This is a genomic window from Marinobacter sp. LQ44 (assembly GCF_001447155.2).
In the GTDB taxonomy this organism is placed as follows: domain Bacteria; phylum Pseudomonadota; class Gammaproteobacteria; order Pseudomonadales; family Oleiphilaceae; genus Marinobacter.
In genome coordinates this window covers 721440-744591 of record NZ_CP014754.1, presented here as the reverse complement: position 1 = coordinate 744591, position 23152 = coordinate 721440, and the positions used below count along the sequence as shown (strand labels likewise).

Genomic DNA, 23152 nt, shown 5'->3' with positions numbered 1-23152 from the left:
GAATGCCCGGTAGTTCATGTCTGAAATGGCTTATTCCGGGTGTTTGTGCCTTGTTTCTGGCCGGCTGCAATCCGTTCTCCGAAGCCGAGCCGATGATGGAAGAGTACCTGGAGCGCCTTGCCCGGGTACTGGATGCGCCATCGGTATCGGTTCCCTCTGATCTTCCCCCTGCCTCCACCGTTCCCCGTCGCCGCGAACGTGTACTCGATATGCCTGAGCTGGATCTGGGCATGCTGGACTTTCTGTCGCTGTACGGGTGTGAACTTCAGTATGTGGTTGGCGAGCGAAATTCGGTGATGGGCCGGGTTATGCAGCCTCTTAATCGGCTGCGTTATGAAGTCCGGTTTATCCGAGCCGCGGAAGACTGCATGGCAGAGATCGACGACGAGCGCCTGGAGAAAACCCTTCAGGATGCGGTCGAGAGCAAGCGGGCATCGTTGCCGGTGGCCATATGGAATGCGACCTGGGGAACGGAAGAGATTGAGCGCTTGTTGACCCTGTCCAAAGGCTTTTATCCGGTGGCCGCCGACGGCAACCCGGTGTCTGATCTGGTGCGGGACCTGGGCCAGTTGAATCAGGCTGTATCGGATTTGTCGGACCAGCAGCTGGACGTGCCTCTTGATGCGCTTGGCGGTGTGCACCAACGCTGGCAATCGGAATTTCGTGCCGGGCAGGTGATCAACAGCGCCCGGCTGTTGATCGCAACCCTCAACGCAGGAACAGAGACCCTGAAAGCGCGCCTTGATGAGCGTCCATTATGTCTGAACGGCCGGCCGAATAATCAATCAGAAATCGTCCGAAATTTTTTCTTCAACGTGTACGTCGGTGAAATCCAGCCCTACATGAGCGATGTCAGCCGCGCCCGGGATTCGTTGATCGGGGCTCTGGCCGAGCTGGCGGACCAGCAGGCGGCGGTTATGCCTGATAGCTTTCAGGGCTGGTACCAGCGCCATTTATCAGCCGATGCGGAAGCCAGCCTCTGGTGGGAGCTGGACCAGGCCATGATGCAGCACACCCGGCACTGGCAGGAACTGTTGGAGCAGTGCGGTCTGCGCCCGGGTTGATGCGGGTTCAGCGCTGGCTTTCCGGGGTCACCCGCAGGATCTCTTCCACCGTGGTCTGGCCGGCGGCCACCTTCTGTGCGCCACTGAGGCGCAGGGATTTCATGCCTTCTTTGTAGGCGTCCAGCCTTAACTGCTCAAGTTCGCAGTGATCATTGATCTGACTGGTCAGGTGGTCGGAAAGTGTCATGATTTCGTAGACTCCGGCGCGGCCCATATAGCCGGTATTGCGGCATTCCAGGCAGCCCACCGGATGATAGAACTGACGGGGAACCGGCGCTTTCCAGGGGCGGGTCAGTGTTTGCCAGGCCTGCTCGTCGGCCTCACCCGGCGCCTTGCAGTGGGGGCACAGGGTGCGGGCCAGGCGCTGGGCCATCACCCCAAGCACCGTGGCCCGGATCAGGTAGGGCGGGATGCCCAGTTCCATCAGTCGGGTAATGGCGCTCGGGGCGTCGTTGGTGTGCAGGGTGGAGAGCACCAGGTGGCCGGTCAGCGCTGCCTGTACCGCCATCTCGGCGGTTTCCAGGTCGCGGATTTCGCCGATCATGATGATGTCCGGGTCTTGGCGGAGCAGCGCCCGCACGCCATGGGCGAATGTCAGGTCGATATTGGTTTGCACCTGCATCTGGTTGAACGCTGGCTCCACCATCTCAATGGGGTCTTCAATGGTACAGATGTTCAGTTCCGGCGACGCCAGCTGTTTCAGGGTGGAGTACAGGGTGGTGGTTTTGCCGGAACCGGTAGGGCCGGTCACCAGTACAATGCCATGGGGGCGGGCGGTCATGGACTGCCAGCGCTCCCGATCTTCTTTACTGAAGCCCAGTTGTTCGAAGGATTTCAGCAGCACCTCCGGATCGAAAATCCGCATCACCATCTTTTCGCCAAAGGCGGTGGGCATGGTGGCCAGGCGTAATTCAACCTCGCTGTTATCCGGTTTTCGGGTTTTTATCCGGCCGTCCTGAGGGCGTCGTTTCTCGGCCACGTTCAAGCGGCCCAGAATTTTCAGCCTGCTGGTGACAGCCACCCCGACATGTTCCGGGAACTCATAGACGTTGTGCAACACACCATCAATACGAAAACGCACCTGAGTGACTGCCCGGCGCGGTTCAATGTGAATGTCTGAGGCGCGCTGGTCAAAGGCGTACTGCAACAGCCAGTCGACAATCTTGACCACGTGCTGGTCGTTGGCATCCGGGTTTTCGTTGGAACCTATGTCCAGCAGCTGTTCGAAGTTCTGATTGCTGGCGGCACCCGGTGCCTGGCTGCCACTTGCTTTGCTCACGGAATTGGCGAGTTGGTAGAACTCCACCGTGTAGCGGCGGATGTCTTCCGGGTTGGCAACGACACGGCGAATATCTTTGCGAACGGCTTGCCGCAGATTGTTTTCCCATTCGTTCTTGAACGGTTCTGTACTGGCAATCAGCACTTCATCCTGGCGTATCTCTACCGCCAGAATGCCGTGGCGCTGGGCAAAAGCGTAAGACATCACCCGGGCGATGGCCGGTGTGTCGATCTTGAGCGGGTCTATATGGTAGTAATCCTGGCCCGCCCATCGGGCCAGCCAGTTGGTCAGCCGATCAAGGTCCAGGGTTCGGTCATCCCTGAGGCTGGTAATGCCAGCAATGGCAACCAGTTCCAGGGGATGCCGCGGAGACGTTCGGCTACCCTGGGTAGCGGCACCCAGGTTGGCCGTAAGTACCTTCTCAGCATCCTGCTGGCTGATTTCGCCACTTTCCACCAAGGCAGAGCAGATGTCTCGCAGGGTGAGGGTGTGCCGATGCGGTGGTGCTGGCATGGGGTGCGTCTGATCAGCCATCGTTGTGCTCTCCGGGTATCATGGGCACTCAGTTGGCGACCGGGCGGTTTACTTTCAGGTGAACCATGGCCACGGTAAACAGCAGAAATGTAAGCACGGTGAGAATCATCGGCCCCGGTGCTCCCTCGCTCAGCCAGGCGGAGACAACAGCCTGGGTGAAGTAGAAGATCACCACAAAGGCCATCCAGATGTAGCCGCGGTTATGCCCCTTGAGGACTGGTACCGCAAAGGCCAGCAGCGGCAGCAGTTTGACTGTCAGCATCAGCGGAATGGAAACGCCTTCGACCGGCGCCGGATAGAAAGTCGTTACCAGCAGGGTGGCCAAGACGGCAAGGTACAGGCCAATGGTAAGGCGGGCCGTGGTTTTTGCTTTCTCATTCTTGATCATAAAAGGGTCCGAGTGGTTGAAAATTGGGCAGTCAATGGCGATTAACGGTCGAGTTTGATCGCCAACCGGGCGATGCGCTCACCGAAGGCCTGGCACAGGGTCTTTTCATGGTCGCTCAGCGCCTGTTGTGCCCCGGTGCCTGCCCAATGGGTCGGACCATAGGGAGTGCCGCCGGTTGAGGTCTCATTCAGGGCGCTTTCGGAGTAGGGCAAGCCGCACAGTACCATGCCGTGGTGCAGTAACGGCATCATCATGGTCAGCAGCGTGGTTTCCTGGCCGCCATGCAGGCTGCCGGTGGAGGTGAAGGCGCCCGCGGGTTTGCCAGCCAGCTTGCCGTTAAGCCACAAATCGCCGGTACCATCGAGAAAGTGTTTGAGCGGGGCTGCCATGTTGCCAAACCTGGTCGGGCTGCCCAGGGCCAGCCCGGCGCAGTTGGCGAGGTCTTCACGGGTGGCGTAAGGGGCCCCGCTGTCTGGCACCGGGGGCAGGCTGGCGCTGGTGTCTGGTGATACCGGTGGAACCGTACGGATTTTTGCCTCGATGCCCTCCGCCCGGGCGACACCCCGGCCAATCTGATTGGCCATTTCTGCGGTCTGGCCGTTGCGGCTGTAGTAAAGCACAAGAATGTACGGTATTGCGTTGCTCATGGCTGCTCCAGGGGGGGCCTCAAAGAATATCCAGTACGTTCTCTGGAGGCCGCCCGACGGCTGCCTTGCCATTGGCCAGAACGATAGGGCGTTCAATCAATTTCGGGGTATTTACCATGGCCCTGACCAGTTCTTCCCGAGTCAGTTCCGGGGCGTTCAGGCCAAGTTCTTTGTACTCGGATTCTTTGGTGCGCATCAGCTCGCGCGGTTCGCAGCCGATGAGATCAAGAATGTGTAACAGTTCCTGCTCTGTTGGTGGTGTCTCGAGGTAGCGTATAATCTCTGGCTCGATACCCTTTTGCTGCAGCAGCTCAAGGGTCTGGCGTGATTTTGAACACCGTGGGTTGTGGAAAATGCGGGTTGGTTCTGTCATGGTCATGCCCGGTTAACAGTGATGATTGCGGTCTGTAATGAGGGCCGTAGTCTAACAGGAGGATTCACCTTGCAGTACCCTTGGTACCCGTCCGTTCCCCGTCCCAATTTTTCTAAATGGCCCAGGCGCTTGCTGCTGATTCCAGCTGCTATTATGGTGCTGGCCCTGGCCGGTTGCGAGAGAACGGAGCTGCAAAGGGCCGATGGTGTGGCGGTCGATTGGGACAGCTACCGTGGCCAGTGGGTGCTGGTGAACTACTGGGCTGAATGGTGCAAGCCCTGCCTGGAGGAAATTCCTGAATTGAATCACCTCGACAAGTCCCCGAGGATTTCAGTGCTGGGTGTGAATTTTGACGGCGTTGAAGGTGCCGCGCTGGTGGATCTGGGCCAGAGAATGGGCATCGAATTCACCATGCTGGGCCAGGATCCGGGCCCCGACTTCGGCTGGAAGATGCCGATGGCGCTGCCCGCCACGTTCGTGGTGGACCCTTCGGGTAAACTGATAGAAACACGCTTTGGTCCCCAAACCGAAGAAGATCTGATGCAACTGATCGGTAGCTGACCATGGCAAAGACGTTCGTACATCTTCGCGTACACTCCGAATACTCCATGGTGGATGGCCTGGTGCGGGTCAAGCCACTGATTGGCCGTGTGGCCGAGCTGGGCATGCCGGCCGTGGGTCTCACCGAGCAATCCAACATGTGCTCGCTGGTGCGCTTCTATAAGGCGGCCATGGGCGCTGGCGTCAAGCCAATTATCGGTGCCGATCTCTGGCTGGAAAACCCGGACGAGCCGGAAAACCCGTTTCGGCTCACCTTGCTGGCGCGGGATGAGAAAGGCTACCTGCACCTTACCGAAATTATTTCCCTGGGCTACACCGAGGGCCAGCGCTACGGCAAGCCGATTATCCGGAAGGCCTGGCTGGAAGCCCGCGCGGCGGGACTTATTGCGCTCTCCGGCGCCAAAATGGGCGATGTGGGTAAGGCCCTGCTGGCGGGCAAGCCGGAACTGGCTCGGGAGCGGGCTCAGTACTGGAAGAATTTGTATCCGGGCAGCTACTACCTGGAACTGCAGCGTACCGAGCGGGCAGGTGATGAGGATTGTCTGCACCTGAGTGTTGAGCTGGCGGCTGAACTGGGGCTGCCAGTGGTGGCAACCAACGATGTGCACTTCCTGACCGCTGATGATTTCGAAGCCCACGAGGCCCGGGTCTGTATCGGTGAGAGCCGCACGCTGGATGACCCCCGTCGGGACCGGAGATTCAGCGATCAGCAGTATCTTCGCAGCGCCGAAGAGATGATCGAACTGTTTTCGGACATCCCGGAGGCCGTTGAAAACACGGTCGAGATTGCCCGCCGCTGTTCGGTGAAGGTCCGGATGGGCGAATACTTCCTGCCGAACTACCCGATTCCCGATGGCATGACCATGGACGAGTACTTCCGGCATGTGTCCGAGGAAGGTCTGGAGATGCGCCTGGCAACCATCCTGAGCAAGGATGATCCGGAGTATGACCAGAAGCGGGAAGAATATTACAAGCGCCTGAAGTTCGAGCTGGACATCATCATTCAGATGGGCTTCCCCGGCTACTTCCTGATCGTTATGGACTTTATCAAGTGGGCCAAGAACAACGGTGTGCCGGTAGGGCCCGGCCGGGGTTCCGGTGCCGGTTCCCTGGTGGCCTACGCGCTGCTGATTACGGATCTTGACCCACTGGAGTACGACCTGCTGTTCGAGCGGTTCCTGAATCCGGAACGGGTGTCCATGCCCGACTTTGACGTCGATTTCTGCATGGAAGGCCGGGACCGGGTGATTGAATACACCGCTGAGAAATACGGCCGGGAAGCGGTTTCACAGATCATTACCTTCGGTACCATGGCGGCCAAGGCGGTGGTGCGGGATGTGGCGCGGGTGCAAGGCAAGTCGTATGGCCTGGCAGACAAGCTGTCCAAGCTGATTCCGTTTGAAGTGGGCATGACCCTCAACAAAGCCGTCGAGCAGGAGCCCCAACTTAAAGAATTCCTGGAGCAGGATGAAGAAGCCCAGGAAATCTGGGAAATGGCCCTCAAGCTTGAAGGCGTATGCCGTAACGCCGGCAAGCATGCCGGTGGCGTGGTGATCGCACCTACGAAGATTACCGATTTCTCGCCGCTCTACTGCGACGATGAAGGCGGCAGCCTGGTCACCCAGTTTGACAAGGGCGATGTGGAAGACGCTGGCCTGGTGAAGTTTGACTTCCTGGGGTTGCGTACCCTGACCATCATCAAGTGGGCCTTGCACATGATTAACCCGCGCCGGCAGGCGCAGGGGCAGTCTGAACTGGATATCGCCACCATCCCGCTGGACGACAAGCGCTCATTCGAGTTGCTCAAAAAAGCTGAAACCACCGCCGTGTTTCAGCTGGAATCCCGCGGCATGAAAGACCTGATCCGCCGTCTGCAGCCGGATTCCCTCGAAGACATGATCGCCCTGGTGGCCCTGTTCCGCCCGGGGCCGTTGCAGTCGGGCATGGTAGACGACTTTATTGACCGTAAGCATGGCCGCCAGCCGTTGTCTTATCCACACCCGGATTATCAGTATGAAGGCCTGAAGCCGGTATTGGAGCCCACCTACGGGGTTATCCTCTACCAGGAGCAGGTCATGCAGATTGCCCAGGTGATGGCGGGCTACACCCTCGGCAACGCCGACATGCTGCGCCGGGCCATGGGTAAGAAAAAGCCGGAAGAGATGGCCAAGCAGAAGGCATTCTTCCTGGAGGGTTGTGCCAATAATGGCATCGATGAAACCCTGGCGGAGAACATCTTCGATCTGGTGGAGAAGTTCGCCGGCTACGGTTTCAACAAATCCCACTCCGCCGCCTACGCTCTGGTGTCGTATCAGACCCTGTGGCTCAAGGCCCATTACCCGGCAGAGTTCATGGCCGCGGTACTCACCGCCGATATGCAGAACACCGACAAGGTGGTCACGCTGGTGGAAGAATGCAGGAACATGAAGCTGGACCTGCTGGTGCCGGACGTCAGCCGTTCTGCCTACACGTTTACCGTAAACAGCGACGGGCAGATTGTTTATGGTCTGGGCGCCATCAAGGGACTGGGCGAGGGACCGATTGATAGCATCGTGGAGGCCGCCAAAGACGGCCCGTTCCAGGATATTTTTGATTTCTGCCGCCGGGTTGACCTGAAGAAGGTCAACAAGCGTGCCATGGAGGCGCTGATCCGGGCCGGAGCCATGGACAAGCTCGGTGCCGGCCGAGCACAGCTGATGGCCAGTATCGACAAGGCTGTGCAGCAAGCAGACCAGCAGTCCCGCAACGATGCCGCCGGCATGATCGATATGTTTGGCGAAATGCTGGAGAGCAGCGGCGAGGGTGAAGACCCGTACGCCGATGTCGCCAATGTGCGGGAGTGGCCGGAGAAAGAGCGCCTCAAGGGCGAGAAGGATACCCTCGGTATCTACCTTACGGGCCATCCGTTTGATGAATACGAGCGGGAAGTCCGGCGCTTTGTCCGTAACTCAATCGCCGATTTGAAGCCCAACAAGTCACCTCAGCGGGTGGCTGGTCTGGTGGTTGCCCAACGCACCATGAAAACTCGCACGGGTTCCACCATGTGCTTTATCACCCTGGATGACCGCAGCGCTCGGATTGAAGCCACCCTGTTTTCCGAGGCGTTTTTCGAGAACCGGGAGCTGTTGCAGTCTGATCAGGTGATCGTTGTCGAGGGGCAGGTCAGCCACGATGACTACTCCGGGCAAATGAAAATGCGCGTCAGCTCGGTGATGGATGTGGCCACCGCCCGCCAGCAGTTCAGCCGTGGCATCCGGCTGGCGCTGCATGCGGAACAGTTGCAGAACGGGCTGCTGGACAAACTGGACGACACCCTGCGCCCGTTCCGCAACGAAGGCAGCCCGGTGTGGATTGAGTACAGCAGTGCCGAGGCCAGAACCCGTATTGAGCTGGGGGCGTCTTGGCGAGTACAGCCGGATGACAACCTGTTGTTCGAGCTCAGGCACCTGGTAGGCGAGAAGTCCGTGGAACTGGTCTATGATTAATACCAATGTCCGCTTTAGCTGTGCCGTTTGCACTGCTATCTTTGTCCCAAATTCTGGTTTTGGTGGGGTGAAACCTGCCTGGCAATCAAATGATGGAACATCATGAACCCTAATTACCTTGATTTCGAACAGCCGATCGCCGACCTGGAAGCCAAAATTGAAGAGCTTCGCATGGTAGGCAACGACACCGACATCAATATTACCGATGAAATCAGTCGGTTGAAGAAGAAGAGTGTCAGCCTGACAGAAAGCATATTTGCTGATCTACAGTCCTGGGATGTCGCCCGCTTGGCCCGGCATCCGCGCCGACCTTACACTCAGGATTACATCGACCTGATTTTCGATGATTTTGATGAGTTGCATGGCGATCGCCGCTACGCCGACGATCTGTCCATTGTCGGTGGCACTGCCCGACTGGACAACAAGCCGGTCATGGTGATCGGCCATCAGAAAGGCCGCGAAGTGCGTGACAAGGTCAAGCGCAACTTCGGCATGCCTCGCCCGGAAGGCTACCGCAAAGCCCTGCGCCTGATGGAAATGGCCGAGCGGTTCAAGATGCCAATCCTCACCTTCATCGACACGCCGGGCGCCTACCCCGGCATCGGTGCCGAAGAGCGCGGCCAGAGTGAGGCGATTGCCTTTAATCTGGCCGTCATGTCCCGGCTGAAAACGCCGATTATCTCCACGGTGATCGGAGAGGGCGGTTCCGGTGGTGCCTTGGCCATTGGTGTGTGTGATCAGCTGAATATGCTGCAGTACTCCACCTATGCTGTGATTTCGCCAGAAGGTTGCGCGTCCATTCTCTGGAAAAGCGCCGAGTATGCGGCCCAGGCTGCCGAAGCCATGGGTGTCACCGCACAGCGCCTGAAAGAGCTGGGCGTTGCAGACAATGTGATTAAGGAGCCCCTGGGCGGTGCTCACCGTAACCCGGAGAAAATGGCTGAAACCCTCAAGGCCAGGCTGGCCAAAGGTGTCGCGGAACTGAGCCGGTTACCTCTGGACGAACTGGTGTCCCGCCGGTACGAGCGCTTAACCAAATATGAAAGCGGGCGGTAACGCCGCCCGGGAATCTGGCTGGCCCGGCGACCTGTGCGGGCCGGTCAGCGCACTTCCTGACTGCTCCCGCATCCTGGTCGCCCTCAGTGGTGGCCTGGACTCCGTTTTGTTATTGCATGTGGCGGCAGCCTGCCACCGCAACGTCTGTGCTCTGCACGTCAACCATCAATTACAGCCTAATCACCATCAGACTGAGCAGTTCTGCCGGTCGCTGTGCGAGCAGTTGGCTGTGCCCCTTCTGGTTGAGCATGTGGACGTTGCGGTCGGCGAGTCTGGCTCCGGTGGTCTGGAGGAGGCGGCCAGAACGGCCCGATATGACGTGTTCCGGCGGCTGCTTGGTGCCGGCGACCTGTTGTTGATGGCCCACCACGCAGATGATCAAGCCGAAACGGTGCTGTTTCGGTTGCTCCGGGGCACCGGAGTGACGGGGCTGGCGGGCATGCCCGAACACCGTTCCCTTGGCCAAGGGGTGTTGTTTCGTCCCTGGCTGGCGGTAAGCCGAGACCGGCTGGAGCAGGTTGCCCGGGGAGGCAACGTGACATGGATGGAAGACCCGAGCAATACCAGCCTGGCGTTCGATCGCAACTACCTGCGCCATACCGTGCTGCCGGGACTCAAGCAGCGCTGGCCAGGCTTGCTGAAACGGATAGAGCACAGTGCCCGGGCCTGTGCCGAAAGCGATGCGCTCAATCAGCGGTTGGCGGAGTTGCAGTGGCAGGCGTGTTCCGATGCAGGTCAGGTCCGGATCGCGGCGCTTCAGGCTCTGAGTCCGTTAGAGCAGAGGAACCTGGTCCGGTGGTGGATTCGTCGGCAGGGGTGGAACATGCCGGCCCTTGCAGATTGGGACCGGTCGCTGGCGGAGTTGACTCAGGCCGGCGCAGACCGGGCGCCGGAGATTCGTGGCGACGGTTTTAGTTTAAGACGGTATCGGGGCTACCTGTACCTGGTGCCAAATATCGAAGTGCCGGCGCATGCAGCTGGCCTTGAACCCGGCCGCCCGCTGCACTGGGGTCCCTGGACACTGAGGCTCACTCCCGAAATGGTTACACCGGAAACTGTGCCCCCGCCAATACGGGTATCTACGAGGCAGGGCGGCGAAAGGCTTCGCTTTGACGCGGGTGGGCACTCGCGATCGTTGAAAACATGGTTGCAGGAGCAGGGAGTGCCACCCTGGGAGAGAGCTTTACTACCGCTTGTTTACCACGAGACCCCCGGTGCCAGTGAGCTGATTGCCGTTGGCGATTTGTGGTGTTCTGAACAATACTCGGGAAGCGCCCCTGCCGCCGGCTGGCGGCTGATTGTGGAGAGGGATTGTGATTGAGTACAGGGGGGCTTTCTGGTAGTCTGGCGACCCATCTTGAGATGAACAATCTCCCTCCTTCACCGAACCAGATAATCACGGAATCTGCATGACGCGTTATATTTTCGTCACCGGCGGTGTCGTGTCCTCCTTAGGCAAAGGTATTGCGTCTGCCTCACTGGCAGCCATCCTCGAGGCACGCGGCCTGAAGGTCACTATTCTCAAGCTGGACCCGTACATCAACGTGGACCCCGGCACCATGAGCCCGTTCCAGCACGGTGAGGTATTTGTCACCGAAGACGGTGCGGAAACCGACCTCGACCTGGGCCATTACGAGCGCTTTATTCGTACCCCCATGAGTAAGCGCAACAACTTCACCACCGGCCGGGTGTACGAAGAAGTTATCCGCAAAGAGCGTCGTGGTGATTATCTTGGCGGTACCGTGCAGGTAATCCCGCACATTACTGACGAAATCAAGCGTCGTGTGGTGGAAGGCGCAGCCGGCTCTGACGTGGCTCTGATTGAAGTGGGTGGTACGGTAGGTGACATCGAATCCCTGCCGTTCCTGGAAGCCTGTCGTCAGCTGAAGGTGGAAGTCGGCTCACAGCGCGCATTGTTTATGCATCTTACCCTGGTGCCTTACATCGCGACCGCTGGTGAAATCAAAACCAAGCCGACCCAGCATTCGGTAAAGGAAATGCGCTCCATTGGCCTGCAGCCAGATATCCTGTTGTGCCGTTCCGAGCATGAAGTGGACGCCAGCTCCCGTCGCAAGATTGCCTTGTTCACCAACGTGGAAGAGCGGGCGGTTATCCCGATGCAGGACGCCAAGTCCATCTATGCCATTCCGCGCATGCTGCATGAATATGGACTGGACCAGCTGGTTATCGAGCGTTTCAGCCTGGATGCCCGGGAAGCAGACCTGAGCGAGTGGGATGACGTTGTGGAATCGTTGATGAATCCGCAGCAGGAAGTCACCATTGCCATGGTCGGCAAGTACATGGAGCTGCTGGACGCGTACAAGTCGCTGATTGAATCCCTGCTGCACGCCGGCATCAAGACCCGCACCAAGGTTAATATCAACTACATCGACTCCGAAGACATCGAGCGTGACGGCACCCGTGTGCTGGAATCCGCCGATGCCATCCTGGTGCCGGGCGGCTTTGGCGAGCGTGGCGTGGAAGGCAAAATCCGCACCGTTCAGTACGCCCGTGAAAACAAGGTTCCGTATCTGGGCATCTGCCTGGGCATGCAAGTGGCGGTTATCGAATACGCCCGCAACGTGGCCGGCCTGAAAGATGCCCACAGTACCGAGTTCCGCGAGCATACGCCGGAGCCGGTGGTTGGTCTGATCACCGAATGGCTGGATGCCAGTGGTGCTACCGAAGCGCGCACCGAAGCTTCTGATCTTGGCGGTACCATGCGCCTGGGCGCGCAGGATTGCATTCTGACAGACGGCTCTACCATCGCTGCCTGCTATGGCAAGAAAACCATTCGCGAGCGCCATCGCCACCGCTATGAAGTTAACAACCACTTCCTGCCCCGCCTGGAAGAAGCCGGTTTGCAGATCTCCGGCCGCTCTGCCGATGGCAAACTGGTGGAAGTCGTTGAGGCGCCGGACCACCCTTGGTTCGTGGCATGCCAGTTCCATCCGGAATTCACCTCAACACCGCGCGACGGCCACCCGCTGTTCAAAGGCTTTGTTGAGGCGGCACTGGCCAACCGGAAAGGATCCTGAGCATGGCGCAGAGCAAGGTAAACGTCTCGGGCATTGAGGTTGCCAACGACAACCCGTTCGTATTGTTCGGTGGAATGAACGTACTTGAGTCCCGTGAACTTGCCTTTGAGGTTGCTGAAAAGTACGTGGATGTCTGCGGTCGTCTTGGCATCCCGTATGTTTTTAAAGCTTCCTTCGACAAGGCCAACCGCTCGTCCATCAACTCTTTCCGGGGCCCCGGCCTCGAGAAGGGGCTGCAGATCCTGGCGGACATCAAAAGCAAGTTTGGCGTGCCGATCATTTCTGACGTGCACGAGCCGGAGCAGGCAGCGCCGGCGGCGGAAGTCTGTGACATCATCCAGTTGCCCGCCTTCCTGAGCCGACAGACTGACCTGGTGGTGGCCATGGCCAAAACTGGCGCGGTCATTAACATCAAGAAAGCCCAGTTCCTGGCGCCCCAGGAAATGAAGCACATCATCACCAAGTGTGAAGAAGCCGGCAACGACAAGGTTATCCTGTGTGAGCGCGGCAGCAGCTTCGGCTACAACAACCTGGTGGTCGACATGCTGGGCTTTGGCATCATGAAATCGATGAATGTGCCGGTGATGTTCGATGTGACCCATTCGTTGCAAATGCCTGGCGGACGAGCAGACTCAGCTGGTGGCCGGCGTGCGCAGGTCACCGACCTGGCGCTGGCGGGTATGTCTCAAGGCCTGGCAGGCTTGTTCCTGGAGGCCCATCCGGACCCGGATAAGGCCATGTGCGACGGCCCGTGCGCTCTGCGCCTGAGCCAGCTGGAGCCGTTCCTGCAGCGGGTGAAAGCTGTAGACGACCTGGTGAAAAGTTTTAAACCTATCGACACCGCCTGATTGGCCGTGTTCGTTTTTTGTCCTGTTCGGGAGTACGAGCAGGTGGGGGATGGCTTTCCGAAACACGCTCCTTCGGCACATCCATGTGACGCTTGGGCTCCGCCATCCATGGCTCCGCACAGTTTCGGAAAGCCATCCCCCACCTGCTCTAGGCTGAACTTACAAATTGAACCGTTTAGATACAGTAAATCTGGAGAACTATCCGAATGACCAAGATTGCCAACATCAAAGCCCGTGAGGTTCTGGATTCCCGCGGCAACCCCACCGTTGAAGCCGATGTTATTCTGGAAGACGGCACCATCGGCACCGCTTGTGCGCCTTCTGGTGCATCCACCGGTTCCCGCGAGGCGTTGGAGCTGCGTGATGGTGATGCTTCTCGTTATCTGGGTAAGGGCGTCCTGAAAGCGGTTGATGCGGTAAACAGCAAGATTCGTGATGCATTGGTCGGTAAAGATTCTGCGGATCAGCGTGGTCTGGACCAGATTATGCTGGATCTGGACGGCACCGAGAACAAGGCAAACCTGGGCGCCAATGCCATTCTGGCAGTCTCCCTTGCAGCGGCCAAGGCGGCTGCTGTTTCTCTGAAGAAGCCGCTGTATGCGCACATTGCTGATATCAACGGCACTCCCGGCGAATTCTCCATGCCAGTACCGATGATGAACATCCTGAACGGTGGTGAGCACGCGGATAACAACGTGGACATCCAGGAGTTCATGGTTCAGCCGGTCGCTGTAAAGAGCTTTGCTGAGGCTCTGCGTGTTGGTGCCGAGATCTTCCACAGTTTGAAGAAAGTGTTGAAGTCTCAGGGCCTGAACACAGCCGTAGGCGACGAGGGTGGCTTTGCGCCTAATCTGCCGTCCAACGAAGCGGCCCTGGCTGCGATCAAGCAAGCTGTTGAAGACGCTGGTTATGAGCTGGGCAAAGATGTGACCCTGGCGCTGGATTGTGCCTCTTCCGAATTCTACAAAGACGGTCAGTATCAGCTGTCTGGTGAAGGCAAGAGCTTTGATTCCGAAGGCTTTGCCGATTACCTGGCTGGCCTGTGTGAGCGTTATCCGATCGTGTCCATCGAGGATGGCATGGACGAAAGCGATTGGGATGGCTGGAAGATCCTGACCGACAAGCTCGGCAGCAAGGTGCAGCTGGTTGGTGATGATCTGTTTGTCACCAACACCAAGATCCTGAAGCAGGGCATCGAGAAGGGTGTTGGTAACTCCATCCTGATCAAGTTCAACCAGATCGGTAGCCTGTCTGAAACTCTAGATGCCATCAAGATGGCTCAGGACGCCGGCTACACAGCGGTGATTTCTCACCGTTCCGGTGAAACTGAAGACACCACCATTGCTGACCTGGCGGTGGCTACCTGCGCCGGCCAGATCAAGACAGGTTCTCTGTGCCGCTCAGACCGGGTTGCCAAGTACAACCAGCTGCTGCGTATTGAAGAGGCGCTGGAAGGTAAGGCACCTTACCGTGGCCTGAGCGAGATCAAGGGTCAGGGTTAATATCTGCGACATTTTTGAGCCTGCCAGCGCTCGCTGGTGAGTAACAAAATGTTAAGGCCATCGCGTTCCGGATGAAAATTCGGACACGATGGCCTTTTTGTACAGTGACTTACAAGAATTTGTTGCTAATCTACTATAAGGTCTATACTTGACCTTCGACTCTTTCGATAAATCTGGTTATTTTCTGAGCTGATTTGGCATGAAAACGCTTTGGGCCATTCTGGTAGTGCTGATTCTCCTGCTGCAGGTTCGCCTGTGGGTCGGGGAGGGTAGCTTTGCGCAGGTTTGGTCGTTGGAGAAGGCGATTGCTGAGCAGCGGGCGGAGAATGCCGGGTTGGCGGGGCGTAATGACCGGCTTTATGCGGAGGTGCGGAATCTTCGTAACGAGCAGGGAGCCGTGGAGGAACGTGCCCGCATGAATCTTGGGCTTATTCGTGAAGACGAAACCTTCTTTCTGGTAGTGGAAAACTGATAGCGGAGCACAGAGCGCCGGGGTAGTCCTTTTCAGGACACGCTACGAGCACATCCATGTGCGCTTGACTGTGGCCATCCATGGCCACAGACAGTCCTGAAAAGGACTACCCCGCCACTCTCCACGCAATGTGCAGACCTTCCTATGACTGATTTGAAACTTTGGCTTGTTGTTCCTGCCGCTGGTATCGGCCAGCGCATGAAAGCTGAATGTCCCAAGCAGTACCTCAAGATCAATAACCGTTTTATCCTAGATATCACGCTCTCCCGTTTACTGGATAACGCGCCGTTCAAGGGCTGTATGGTGCCGTTGAGTCCGGCGGATCACTGGTGGTCGGATAGTGAGTCGTCTCAGGATGATCGAATCCAGACCTGTACCGGCGGCAAGGAGCGGGCGGATTCGGTGCTTTCGGCGTTGCATGCGTTGGAAGGGCAGGCGGATGATTCCGATTGGGTGCTGGTGCATGATGCGGCGCGGCCGTGTTTGCATGCCGATGATCTTTCCAATCTGCTCGATACGCTGTCTGGCCACCCGGTTGGCGGGCTTTTGGCGGCGCCGGTGGCGGATACTTTGAAGCTGGCGGACGACGGCGTTCCGCCAGAGGTGGCGCAAACGGTGGATCGTAGCCGGTTGTGGCGGGCGTTGACGCCGCAGATGTTTCGGTTTGGTGCGCTCAGGGCGGCCCTGGAGTTTTGTCTCGAAAATAACCAGCCGGTTACCGATGAGTCCTCTGCGATGGAGTTTTCCGGTAAGATGCCTGTTCTGGTGGAAGGGCGGCCGGATAACTTGAAGATTACGGTGCCGTCGGACCTTGCGCTGGCCGAGTTTATTCTGGGTCGGCTGTAGGGTTTTCCCGCCTCTTGTCTATTTCTGTTTTTCTCGGAGACGATGATGCGCATTGGTCAGGGCTTTGATGTCCATGCCTTTGGTGAGGGCAGTTCTGTCATTCTGGGTGGCGTTGAGATTCCCCATAGTCATGGCCTGAAAGCCCATTCCGATGGCGATGTGCTGCTCCATGCATTGGCGGATGCCCTGCTTGGTGCCGTGGCGCTGGGTGATATCGGGCATTTTTTTCCGGATACCAGCGACGAATGGGCCGGGGCCGATAGCCGGGATCTACTGCGGCGGGTAATGCAGCGGATATTGGAAGAGGGCTTTGCGGTGGTGAATGTCGACACCACGATTATTGCCCAGGCGCCGAAGATGGCACCTCATGTGGAGGCGATGCGCCTGAATATTGCCGAGGATCTGGGGGTGCCGGTAAATCGGGTGAGTGTGAAAGCCACCACCACGGAGAAGCTTGGTTTTACCGGGCGCGGTGAGGGCATTGCCTGCCAGGCAGTGTGTTTGCTTGAACCGGTGGCCATGTGAGTCAGGATAACGGTGCGCCCCGCTGGCGGCTTGAGTGGCCCACGTCTTCAGGCAAGCGCCCGGGTAAGGCGCAGTTAAAGTCGGTTCCAGAGGATTTCCGGGTTACGGAGAGACTCTGGCCCGATTCTGAATTGCCGGGTTCCGTGTATGGGGGAGCCGGCGAGCACTTGTGCGTGCGTCTTGAGAAGTCTGGCGACAATACCGAGTTTGTTGCTCGCGAGTTGGCGGCCATGGCGGGTTGCAAGGCATTTGAGGTGGGCTTTTGCGGCCTGAAGGATCGCCATGCGGTTACCGTGCAATGGTTCAGTCTCTACTGCCCGGGCCGGGAGTCCGAGGATGCCGCGCTGCTGCAAACCATAGGTGCCCGGTGGCCTGTGCTGGCGAGTGGCCGCCATGCCCGCAAGCTTCGCCGGGGCGAGCATCTGGGCAATGAATTTGACCTGGTGTTAAGGCAAGTCAACGGTAATAGAGTGGACATTGAGCAGACGCTGACGTTGCTTGGCGAGCGGGGAGCCCCGAATTACTTCGGGCCGCAGCGGTTTGGCATTGGCGGCGGCAATCTGGAGCGGGCGGTGAATCTTGACCCTTCCCGCTTGAACCGGAAGAAAGGCGGCCGCCGTGGCGGTGGCGGAAGCGGTTCGAAAAACGTATTGTACTTTTCGGCGGCACGCTCCTGGTTGTTCAATGAAGTACTCGCGTTACGGGTTGAATCAGGTAACTGGGTTAACGGTTTGCCCGGAGAACCCTCGGAAGACGGCCAGCCTACCGGGCCACTGTGGGGCGATGGTGGCACTCTGGCAACTGGACAACAGGCGGAGCTTGAAAGGGCGGTGGTGTCAGAACACCCGGAGTTTGAACGGCTGTTTCTCAGTACTCGCATGAAACCGGAGCGTCGGGCCCTGGTAACCCGGCCTGAGCAAATGAGCTGGCAGTGGCTGGATGACGATGCCCTGCGGTTACAGTTTTTCCTGCCACCGGGGCAGTATGCCACCACGGTGCTGGGAGATATTTTTGAGCTGCAGGACATGAGCCTCAGCCGTGATAATAAGCAAGAAAGCTAGCGGAGAACACTGTGCGTATTTTGTTGTCCAATGATGATGGCGTGCATTCGCCGGGTCTTGTGGCCCTGTTTGAAGGCCTTGGGGGCCTTGGTGTGTTGGAGGTGGTGGCACCGGACCGTGATCACAGCGGCGCCAGTAATGCCTTGACGCTGAACCGCCCGCTGACGGTGGAAGAGCATCCCAACGGGTTTCACTCGGTTGATGGCACGCCCACCGATTGCGTGCATCTGGCGGTGAACGGCCTGTTCGATCAGCCCTTTGATCGAGTGGTCTCCGGTATCAACACCCACGCCAACCTGGGCGACGATATTATCTATTCCGGAACCGTGGCTGCGGCCACTGAAGGTCGGCACCTCGGGCTGCCGGCTATTGCCGTATCGCTCGTTAACGATGGCCATTTCCATTATGACACCGCCGCACGGGTGGTTCGGTTGCTGCTGGAGGACAAGCGGGCCCTGGCGTTGGGGCCGCGCTCTATCCTCAATGTCAATGTACCGGATCTACCCTGGCATGAACTCTCCGGCATTCAGGTAACTCGGCTGGGCCATCGGGAGAGGGCAGAAGGGGCGGTTCCGATGACCTGCCCCCGAGGCAAGCAGCGCTACTGGATTGGTGCCGCGGGCCGGGGCGGCGATGCCGGGCCTGGCACGGATTTCCATGCGGTACGTGAGGGTTATGTTTCCATTACCCCTGTCCACGTTGATATGACCCGTTACGAAGCACTGCCAGGGCTGCGGGACTGGGTAGATGGTTTGGAAGGTGCCAGGGGGGCGACATCGTGATCGCTCAACTTGAAGGTATTGGCATGACCTCCAGGCGCACGCGCCTGCGACTGGTGCAGCGGTTACGGGAAGCTGGCATTGAATCAGACCGGGTACTGGAAGTTATCGGCCAGGTACCCCGCCATATTTTCCTGGATGAAGCCCTTGCACACCGCGCCTACGAGGATACGTCACTACCCATCGGCTATGGCCAGACCCTTTCCCAGCCCTACATTGTTGCCCGCATGACGGAGCTGCTGCTGGCGCATCAGCCGGCCCGGGTGCTGGAGCTGGGCACCGGTTCCGGGTATCAGACCACGGTGTTGTCGCAGTTGTTCGATGACATCTACAGCGTTGAACGCATACGCCCGTTGCAGGAGCGGGCCCGGGAACGCTTACGGCAGCTCAATATTCGTAATGTCATGCTCAAGCATGCAGATGGTGGTATGGGTTGGCCCGAGCGGGGGCCGTTTGACGGCATTATTGTCACCGCTGCGCCGGTAGACGTGCCACAGGAATTGCTCGATCAACTGGCCGACGGTGGTGTACTGATCGCCCCGGTCGGCGAACACCAGCAGGTTCTGGTGGAGATTATCCGCCGTGGTGACCGATTCGAGCGGCGCGAATTGGAACCGGTTCATTTTGTCCCCTTGCTGGGTGGGGTTGTTCGTTGATGAAGCCGATACCCGATAGCGAAACGAACCGTGAACATCATCCGGCAGCGGTATTCCTGCGGGGCATGGCCATGGGTGCAGCCGATATCGTGCCAGGGGTATCTGGCGGCACCATCGCGTTCATAACCGGAATCTATTTTCGCTTGCTCGAAGCGATCAGCGCCACGCCGGTGGCCTTTGTCCGGAAACTGCTGAAAGGGGACGTAGCCGGCTTCTGGCGCTCGGTGGATGGTACCTTCCTGGTGTGCCTGCTGGCCGGTGTGTTGACCAGTATTGTGAGCCTGGCCTCGTTGATCACCTGGCTCCTGGATACCCACCCGGTGTTAATCTGGAGCTTCTTTTTCGGCTTGATTGTTGCCTCTGTCTGGCATGTAGGGCAGCAGGTTCGCCGGGTAGTACCGGTGTTGCTGGTCCCGCTGGCGTGCGGCATCGTGTTTGCCTGGTGGGTAACCACATTGCCCGCCAGTGAGCTGGCGCCAACGGGCATTGCCTTCCTGGGTGCGGGGGCACTGGCTATCTGTGCGATGATCCTGCCCGGCGTCTCTGGCAGTTTTTTGTTGTTGATTATCGGGATGTATGCGCCAGTTCTGGCTGCCATAAAATCTGTTGAGCTGGCCCACCTGGGGTTGTTTGCTGCCGGATGCCTGATCGGACTTCTGTCTGTTGCCCGGATAATCACCCTGGCGTTCCGGCATTTTCACGACACCGTATTAGCGCTATTGACGGGCTTTATGGTGGGGGCTCTGAGCAAGGTATGGCCATGGCAGCAAACCCTGAGTTGGCGCACTAACAGTGCTGGTGAACAAGTCGCTGTGAGCCAGTCTCCGGTAGGCCCGGAAACCTGGGCCAGCCTGTATGGCCAGGACCCGCAGATAATGCTGGCCATCGCCATGGCCATTGCGGGTTTGGTCGTTGTGCTTGCGTTGGAATGGTTTGGGCGGATATCGGCCCGACGGCACCAGAATGTCGTGCCCTGACCGATAAAAGTGTTACCTGACGCACAAAATGTCGTTCCGGACGGTAACAAACCTGTGCGCAGAGTAACTTGGAATTGATTATAAAATGTGCAATATATTAGTAAGTTAGTCCTGAAACATGAGAAATTGCATCGAAAGTGATCAGTTTCTTAGATAGATTTATCATAATCAGGCGTTTGTTATTACGTGATTCTCTTTAGCCGGCACATTCAAGCTGTTCTTCCGACCAGGCTCCCGCCTGCTACGGAAGCGTTCTGCCGGCGGCGCACTGGCCTGCCCGTTGTGGTATCTGCTGTCCTGCTGCTGTTGGCAATGCTTGGCTTATCCGGCTGCAACACCAACGCGATCTATGGCGACGACCTCTACAACCCCCCTGTGTATTGGGGGAGTCATGTTGTGAAATCCGGGGAAACCCTGTACGGCATTGCCTGGCGTTATGGCCGGGACTATCGGGAGCTGGGAGATGCCAATGGCCTGGCCCCACCCTGGAACATCAAAGCCGGGCAGGTACTGCGGCTGGACAGGAAGGGCACCATTCGCCAGACTGCCCAGGCGTCCTCTCCGCCCAGACAATCCTCGCCGGCTCCCAGGCCCACCACCAGCACCAGGGCACCCGCGCCCACGGCCTCCAAACCGGCTTCCAGAGCACCGGCTCCAACACCTCAGGCACGCACGAGTAGTCAGTTGGCGTCAGACATTCGATGGAACTGGCCGCACTCTGGCACCGTTATTGCAAACTTTTCAGAGTCAGGAAAAGTCAATAAAGGTATTGATATTGCCGGGAATCCCGGTGATGCTGTGAAGGCGGCGGCGAATGGAAGTGTGGTGTATGCCGGTAACGGGTTGCTGGGTTACGGAAACCTGATTATCGTAAATCACAATGAGCACTACCTGAGCGCATACGCCCATAACCGGAAGATTTTGGTGCAGGAAGGAGAGGAGGTAAAAGCCGGACAGGTAATCGCGGAACTGGGCAGTTCTGGTACCGACAAACCCATGTTGCATTTCGAGATTCGCAAGAACGGCAACCCGGTTGACCCGGCCAGATACCTGCCAAGGCGTTGATTGATCAGAAAGCTGGATGTTTCTGAAGCGATTGCCAGTAAGGCCTGACAGAAAACCGCAAAGTAAAAAATAAAAACGGCAACTGCGATTGCCAGCCAACAAGCTAATGTCCTGAAGAAAACCACAACCGGAACCAGCCCGCAATAACAAGAAGTATCGGGCGAAACAGGATTATTGAGAGGCGGGGTACACCATGTCAGCAGAGCAAGAAGACATCATTATTGATCGTGTTGCAGATCTGGATGACGCAGACGATCATCTGTTAGCGGAAGACAAACCTGAAAAGCCATCAGCAGACGACGCGATGGCGGAATCGGAAGACGACTTTCCCACCCAGGGAAAGTATTTCACCAGTCAGAAACAGCTCGACGCCACCCAGCTGTACCTTAATGAAATCGGTTTCTCACCACTGCTCACTCCTGAGGAAGAAGTCTACTTCGCGCGGCTGGCCCGCAAAGGCGAAGAGTCTGGTCGCAAGCGCATGATTGAAAGCAACCTGAGACTGGTTGTGAAGATCGCCCGGCGCTACGTGAATCGCGGTCTCACCCTGCTGGACCTGATTGAAGAGGGTAACCTCGGGCTGATCCGGGCTGTTGAAAAATTTGATCCCGAACGGGGCTTCCGGTTTTCAACCTACGCCACCTGGTGGATTCGCCAGACCATCGAGCGGGCGATCATGAATCAGACCCGCACCATCCGTCTGCCCATCCACGTGGTCAAGGAGCTGAACCTGTATCTTCGGGCCGCTCGGGAGTTGACCCAAAAACTGGACCACGAGCCCACCGCCGAGGAAATCGCGCGTATGGTGGACAAGCCGGTGGCGGATGTGAAACGCATGCTTGGCCTTAACGAGCGCGTGGCTTCCATGGACACGCCCATTGGTGCCGGCAGCGACAAATCCCTGTTGGACACGGTCGCCGACGAGGGCGCCCTGGACCCGGCGGATCTGCTGCAGGACAACAACATGTGTTCCTGCCTGGAAAAGTGGATTGACCAGCTGAGCGACAAACAGCAGGAAGTGCTTTCCCGCCGTTTTGGGTTGCGCGGTTACCCCATCAGCACCCTCGAAGAGGTGGGCCAGGAAATCGGATTGACCCGAGAACGCGTGCGCCAGATTCAGGTTGAGGCGTTGCGGCGTCTCAGAGAAATCCTGGATAAAGAAGGCCTGTCCGGGAGCTTGCTGTTCAAATAATCCCGACGTGAGGGAAAGCGTGAAAGCCGGCCTTGGCAACAGGGCCGGCTTTTTTGTTAATTGTGGCAGCAATTGAGAACCAGGTGGCGATAGGTCTCTAATTTTCATTGTTAGAATGTTGTCTCCCGGCGGGAATAGGGTGTCGAATCCGGGGACGAATGAAACATTCAATAATAATGATCGAAAGGAAAGGACTATGAAGAAGACGCTCATCACAGGTTTCGCATCTCTGCTGCTGACAGGCGCTCTGGCCGCACCGGCTTACGCCCTGAACGTGGGCGGTGTCGATGTGCCGGATACATACTCTGCCATGGGGCAGGAGTTGCAGCTTAATGGTGCGGGCACGCGCTCCAAGTGGTTTATGAATCTGTACGTTGGTGGTCTTTATGTGCCGGAGAAAGTGGCCGACGCTGAAGCGGTTATTGACGCCGATGAACCCCAGGCCATTACCCTTCATATCACCTCTGGCATGATTACCAGCGAGCGGATGACAGAAGCCACCATGGAAGGATTCCAGGCCTCCACCGGCGGTGACCTGTCGGGTATTCAGGCTGAAGTGGACCAGTTCATGGCGGTGTTCCAGGAAGAGATCAAAGAAGGCGATGTCTTTGATCTGGTCTATGTGCCGGAGCAGGGCGTTCAGGTGCTTAAAAACGGTGAACAGCGCGACACCGTGGGCGACCTGGAGTTCAAGAAAGCCTTATTCGGTATCTGGCTGTCTGACAAGCCGGCCCAGAAAGACCTGAAAGAGAAGATGCTGGGCAAACGCTGAAGCAACCCGCTCTACCTATAAAAAAGCCGGCG

Annotated in this window: 22 protein-coding genes; 18 read left to right on the top strand and 4 right to left on the bottom strand. The window is 57.9% G+C overall.

Annotation, left to right across the window (positions count from 1 at the left end; translation table 11 throughout):
* Positions 1 to 2 precede the first annotated feature (2 nt).
* Positions 3 to 1064: a DUF3080 domain-containing protein gene (locus ASQ50_RS03535; RefSeq protein ID WP_058090351.1), complete on the top strand. Its 1062-nt coding sequence runs from the start codon at positions 3 to 5 to the stop codon at positions 1062 to 1064.
* A 7-nt stretch (positions 1065 to 1071) separates the two neighbouring features.
* Here ASQ50_RS03535 and ASQ50_RS03530 read toward each other — a convergent pair whose 3' ends face one another.
* From ASQ50_RS03530 to arsC, 4 genes are read right to left on the bottom strand one after another with little or no spacing between them, the layout of a single operon-like run.
* Positions 1072 to 2877 (bottom strand): GspE/PulE family protein, encoded by a 1806-nt coding sequence (locus tag ASQ50_RS03530; RefSeq protein WP_058090350.1) that lies wholly within the window; start codon positions 2875 to 2877, stop codon positions 1072 to 1074.
* Between the two features lie 28 nt (positions 2878 to 2905).
* Positions 2906 to 3265 carry a DUF2069 domain-containing protein gene (locus ASQ50_RS03525; RefSeq protein ID WP_058090349.1) on the bottom strand — a complete coding sequence of 120 codons (360 nt, stop codon included), beginning with the start codon at positions 3263 to 3265 and terminating at the stop codon, positions 2906 to 2908.
* Positions 3266 to 3306: 41 nt separating this feature from the next.
* Complete coding sequence (gene wrbA, locus ASQ50_RS03520; RefSeq protein ID WP_058090348.1) at positions 3307 to 3912, bottom strand: NAD(P)H:quinone oxidoreductase; 606 nt, start codon at positions 3910 to 3912, stop codon at positions 3307 to 3309.
* Between the two features lie 19 nt (positions 3913 to 3931).
* Positions 3932 to 4285, bottom strand: a complete 354-nt coding sequence (arsC, locus tag ASQ50_RS03515; protein ID WP_058090347.1) for an arsenate reductase (glutaredoxin) — start codon at positions 4283 to 4285, stop codon at positions 3932 to 3934.
* Between the two features lie 129 nt (positions 4286 to 4414).
* Between arsC and ASQ50_RS03510 the strand changes: the two genes are divergently transcribed.
* From ASQ50_RS03510 to ASQ50_RS03430, 17 genes are all read left to right on the top strand, one after another.
* Positions 4415 to 4846 (top strand): TlpA disulfide reductase family protein, encoded by a 432-nt coding sequence (locus ASQ50_RS03510; RefSeq protein ID WP_227513256.1) that lies wholly within the window; start codon positions 4415 to 4417, stop codon positions 4844 to 4846.
* 2 nt (positions 4847 to 4848) lie between these two features.
* Positions 4849 to 8331: a DNA polymerase III subunit alpha gene (dnaE, locus tag ASQ50_RS03505; protein ID WP_058090345.1), complete on the top strand. Its 3483-nt coding sequence runs from the start codon at positions 4849 to 4851 to the stop codon at positions 8329 to 8331.
* A gap of 102 nt (positions 8332 to 8433) precedes the next feature.
* Positions 8434 to 9387 carry an acetyl-CoA carboxylase carboxyl transferase subunit alpha gene (accA, locus tag ASQ50_RS03500; protein WP_058090344.1) on the top strand — a complete coding sequence of 318 codons (954 nt, stop codon included), beginning with the start codon at positions 8434 to 8436 and terminating at the stop codon, positions 9385 to 9387.
* Positions 9371 to 10708 carry a tRNA lysidine(34) synthetase TilS gene (tilS, locus tag ASQ50_RS03495; protein WP_058090343.1) on the top strand — a complete coding sequence of 446 codons (1338 nt, stop codon included), beginning with the start codon at positions 9371 to 9373 and terminating at the stop codon, positions 10706 to 10708. Before accA ends, tilS begins: the two co-directional genes overlap by 17 nt.
* Before the next feature lie 88 nt (positions 10709 to 10796).
* On the top strand, positions 10797 to 12425 hold the full coding sequence (locus tag ASQ50_RS03490; protein WP_058090342.1) for a CTP synthase: 1629 nt from the start codon (positions 10797 to 10799) through the stop codon (positions 12423 to 12425).
* 2 nt (positions 12426 to 12427) lie between these two features.
* Positions 12428 to 13273 carry a 3-deoxy-8-phosphooctulonate synthase gene (kdsA, locus tag ASQ50_RS03485; protein WP_058090341.1) on the top strand — a complete coding sequence of 282 codons (846 nt, stop codon included), beginning with the start codon at positions 12428 to 12430 and terminating at the stop codon, positions 13271 to 13273.
* A gap of 206 nt (positions 13274 to 13479) precedes the next feature.
* Entirely contained in the window at positions 13480 to 14775 is a 1296-nt protein-coding gene (gene eno / locus ASQ50_RS03480; protein WP_022990066.1) for a phosphopyruvate hydratase, read from the top strand.
* 199 nt (positions 14776 to 14974) lie between these two features.
* A complete protein-coding gene (locus ASQ50_RS03475) occupies positions 14975 to 15247 on the top strand; it encodes a septum formation initiator family protein (RefSeq protein ID WP_022990067.1) in 273 nt (90 codons plus the stop codon).
* A 144-nt stretch (positions 15248 to 15391) separates the two neighbouring features.
* Positions 15392 to 16093 (top strand): 2-C-methyl-D-erythritol 4-phosphate cytidylyltransferase, encoded by a 702-nt coding sequence (gene ispD, locus ASQ50_RS03470; protein WP_058090340.1) that lies wholly within the window; start codon positions 15392 to 15394, stop codon positions 16091 to 16093.
* A 45-nt stretch (positions 16094 to 16138) separates the two neighbouring features.
* Positions 16139 to 16618 carry a 2-C-methyl-D-erythritol 2,4-cyclodiphosphate synthase gene (ispF, locus tag ASQ50_RS03465; protein WP_058090339.1) on the top strand — a complete coding sequence of 160 codons (480 nt, stop codon included), beginning with the start codon at positions 16139 to 16141 and terminating at the stop codon, positions 16616 to 16618.
* Positions 16615 to 17679 carry a tRNA pseudouridine(13) synthase TruD gene (gene truD / locus ASQ50_RS03460; RefSeq protein ID WP_058090338.1) on the top strand — a complete coding sequence of 355 codons (1065 nt, stop codon included), beginning with the start codon at positions 16615 to 16617 and terminating at the stop codon, positions 17677 to 17679. Before ispF ends, truD begins: the two co-directional genes overlap by 4 nt.
* An 11-nt stretch (positions 17680 to 17690) precedes the next feature.
* A complete protein-coding gene (surE, locus tag ASQ50_RS03455) occupies positions 17691 to 18461 on the top strand; it encodes a 5'/3'-nucleotidase SurE (protein ID WP_058090337.1) in 771 nt (256 codons plus the stop codon).
* On the top strand, positions 18458 to 19114 hold the full coding sequence (locus tag ASQ50_RS03450) for a protein-L-isoaspartate(D-aspartate) O-methyltransferase (RefSeq protein WP_058090336.1): 657 nt from the start codon (positions 18458 to 18460) through the stop codon (positions 19112 to 19114). Before surE ends, ASQ50_RS03450 begins: the two co-directional genes overlap by 4 nt.
* On the top strand, positions 19114 to 20091 hold the full coding sequence (locus ASQ50_RS03445) for a DUF368 domain-containing protein (protein ID WP_058090335.1): 978 nt from the start codon (positions 19114 to 19116) through the stop codon (positions 20089 to 20091). Before ASQ50_RS03450 ends, ASQ50_RS03445 begins: the two co-directional genes overlap by 1 nt.
* Positions 20092 to 20403: 312 nt before the next feature.
* Positions 20404 to 21156: a peptidoglycan DD-metalloendopeptidase family protein gene (locus ASQ50_RS03440; protein WP_082888535.1), complete on the top strand. Its 753-nt coding sequence runs from the start codon at positions 20404 to 20406 to the stop codon at positions 21154 to 21156.
* Positions 21157 to 21349: 193 nt separating this feature from the next.
* Positions 21350 to 22348, top strand: coding sequence for an RNA polymerase sigma factor RpoS (rpoS, locus tag ASQ50_RS03435; protein WP_058090334.1), 999 nt, complete (start codon positions 21350 to 21352; stop codon positions 22346 to 22348).
* A 196-nt stretch (positions 22349 to 22544) separates the two neighbouring features.
* Positions 22545 to 23120, top strand: coding sequence for a chalcone isomerase family protein (locus ASQ50_RS03430; RefSeq protein ID WP_058090333.1), 576 nt, complete (start codon positions 22545 to 22547; stop codon positions 23118 to 23120).
* Positions 23121 to 23152 lie beyond the last annotated feature (32 nt).

Coding starts and splice junctions, on each gene's coding strand:
- ASQ50_RS03490 (WP_058090342.1), top strand. CDS start 10,797: ATGACGCGTTATATTTTCGTCACCGGCGGTGTCGTGTCCTCCTTAGGC.
- kdsA (WP_058090341.1), top strand. CDS start 12,428: ATGGCGCAGAGCAAGGTAAACGTCTCGGGCATTGAGGTTGCCAACGAC.
- ispF (WP_058090339.1), top strand. CDS start 16,139: ATGCGCATTGGTCAGGGCTTTGATGTCCATGCCTTTGGTGAGGGCAGT.
- wrbA (WP_058090348.1), bottom strand. CDS start 3,912: ATGAGCAACGCAATACCGTACATTCTTGTGCTTTACTACAGCCGCAAC.
- accA (WP_058090344.1), top strand. CDS start 8,434: ATGAACCCTAATTACCTTGATTTCGAACAGCCGATCGCCGACCTGGAA.
- eno (WP_022990066.1), top strand. CDS start 13,480: ATGACCAAGATTGCCAACATCAAAGCCCGTGAGGTTCTGGATTCCCGC.
- ASQ50_RS03445 (WP_058090335.1), top strand. CDS start 19,114: ATGAAGCCGATACCCGATAGCGAAACGAACCGTGAACATCATCCGGCA.
- tilS (WP_058090343.1), top strand. CDS start 9,371: ATGAAAGCGGGCGGTAACGCCGCCCGGGAATCTGGCTGGCCCGGCGAC.
- ASQ50_RS03475 (WP_022990067.1), top strand. CDS start 14,975: ATGAAAACGCTTTGGGCCATTCTGGTAGTGCTGATTCTCCTGCTGCAG.
- ispD (WP_058090340.1), top strand. CDS start 15,392: ATGACTGATTTGAAACTTTGGCTTGTTGTTCCTGCCGCTGGTATCGGC.
- ASQ50_RS03430 (WP_058090333.1), top strand. CDS start 22,545: ATGAAGAAGACGCTCATCACAGGTTTCGCATCTCTGCTGCTGACAGGC.
- ASQ50_RS03525 (WP_058090349.1), bottom strand. CDS start 3,265: ATGATCAAGAATGAGAAAGCAAAAACCACGGCCCGCCTTACCATTGGC.
- ASQ50_RS03535 (WP_058090351.1), top strand. CDS start 3: ATGCCCGGTAGTTCATGTCTGAAATGGCTTATTCCGGGTGTTTGTGCC.
- rpoS (WP_058090334.1), top strand. CDS start 21,350: ATGTCAGCAGAGCAAGAAGACATCATTATTGATCGTGTTGCAGATCTG.
- arsC (WP_058090347.1), bottom strand. CDS start 4,285: ATGACAGAACCAACCCGCATTTTCCACAACCCACGGTGTTCAAAATCA.
- dnaE (WP_058090345.1), top strand. CDS start 4,849: ATGGCAAAGACGTTCGTACATCTTCGCGTACACTCCGAATACTCCATG.
- ASQ50_RS03440 (WP_082888535.1), top strand. CDS start 20,404: ATGCTTGGCTTATCCGGCTGCAACACCAACGCGATCTATGGCGACGAC.
- ASQ50_RS03530 (WP_058090350.1), bottom strand. CDS start 2,877: ATGGCTGATCAGACGCACCCCATGCCAGCACCACCGCATCGGCACACC.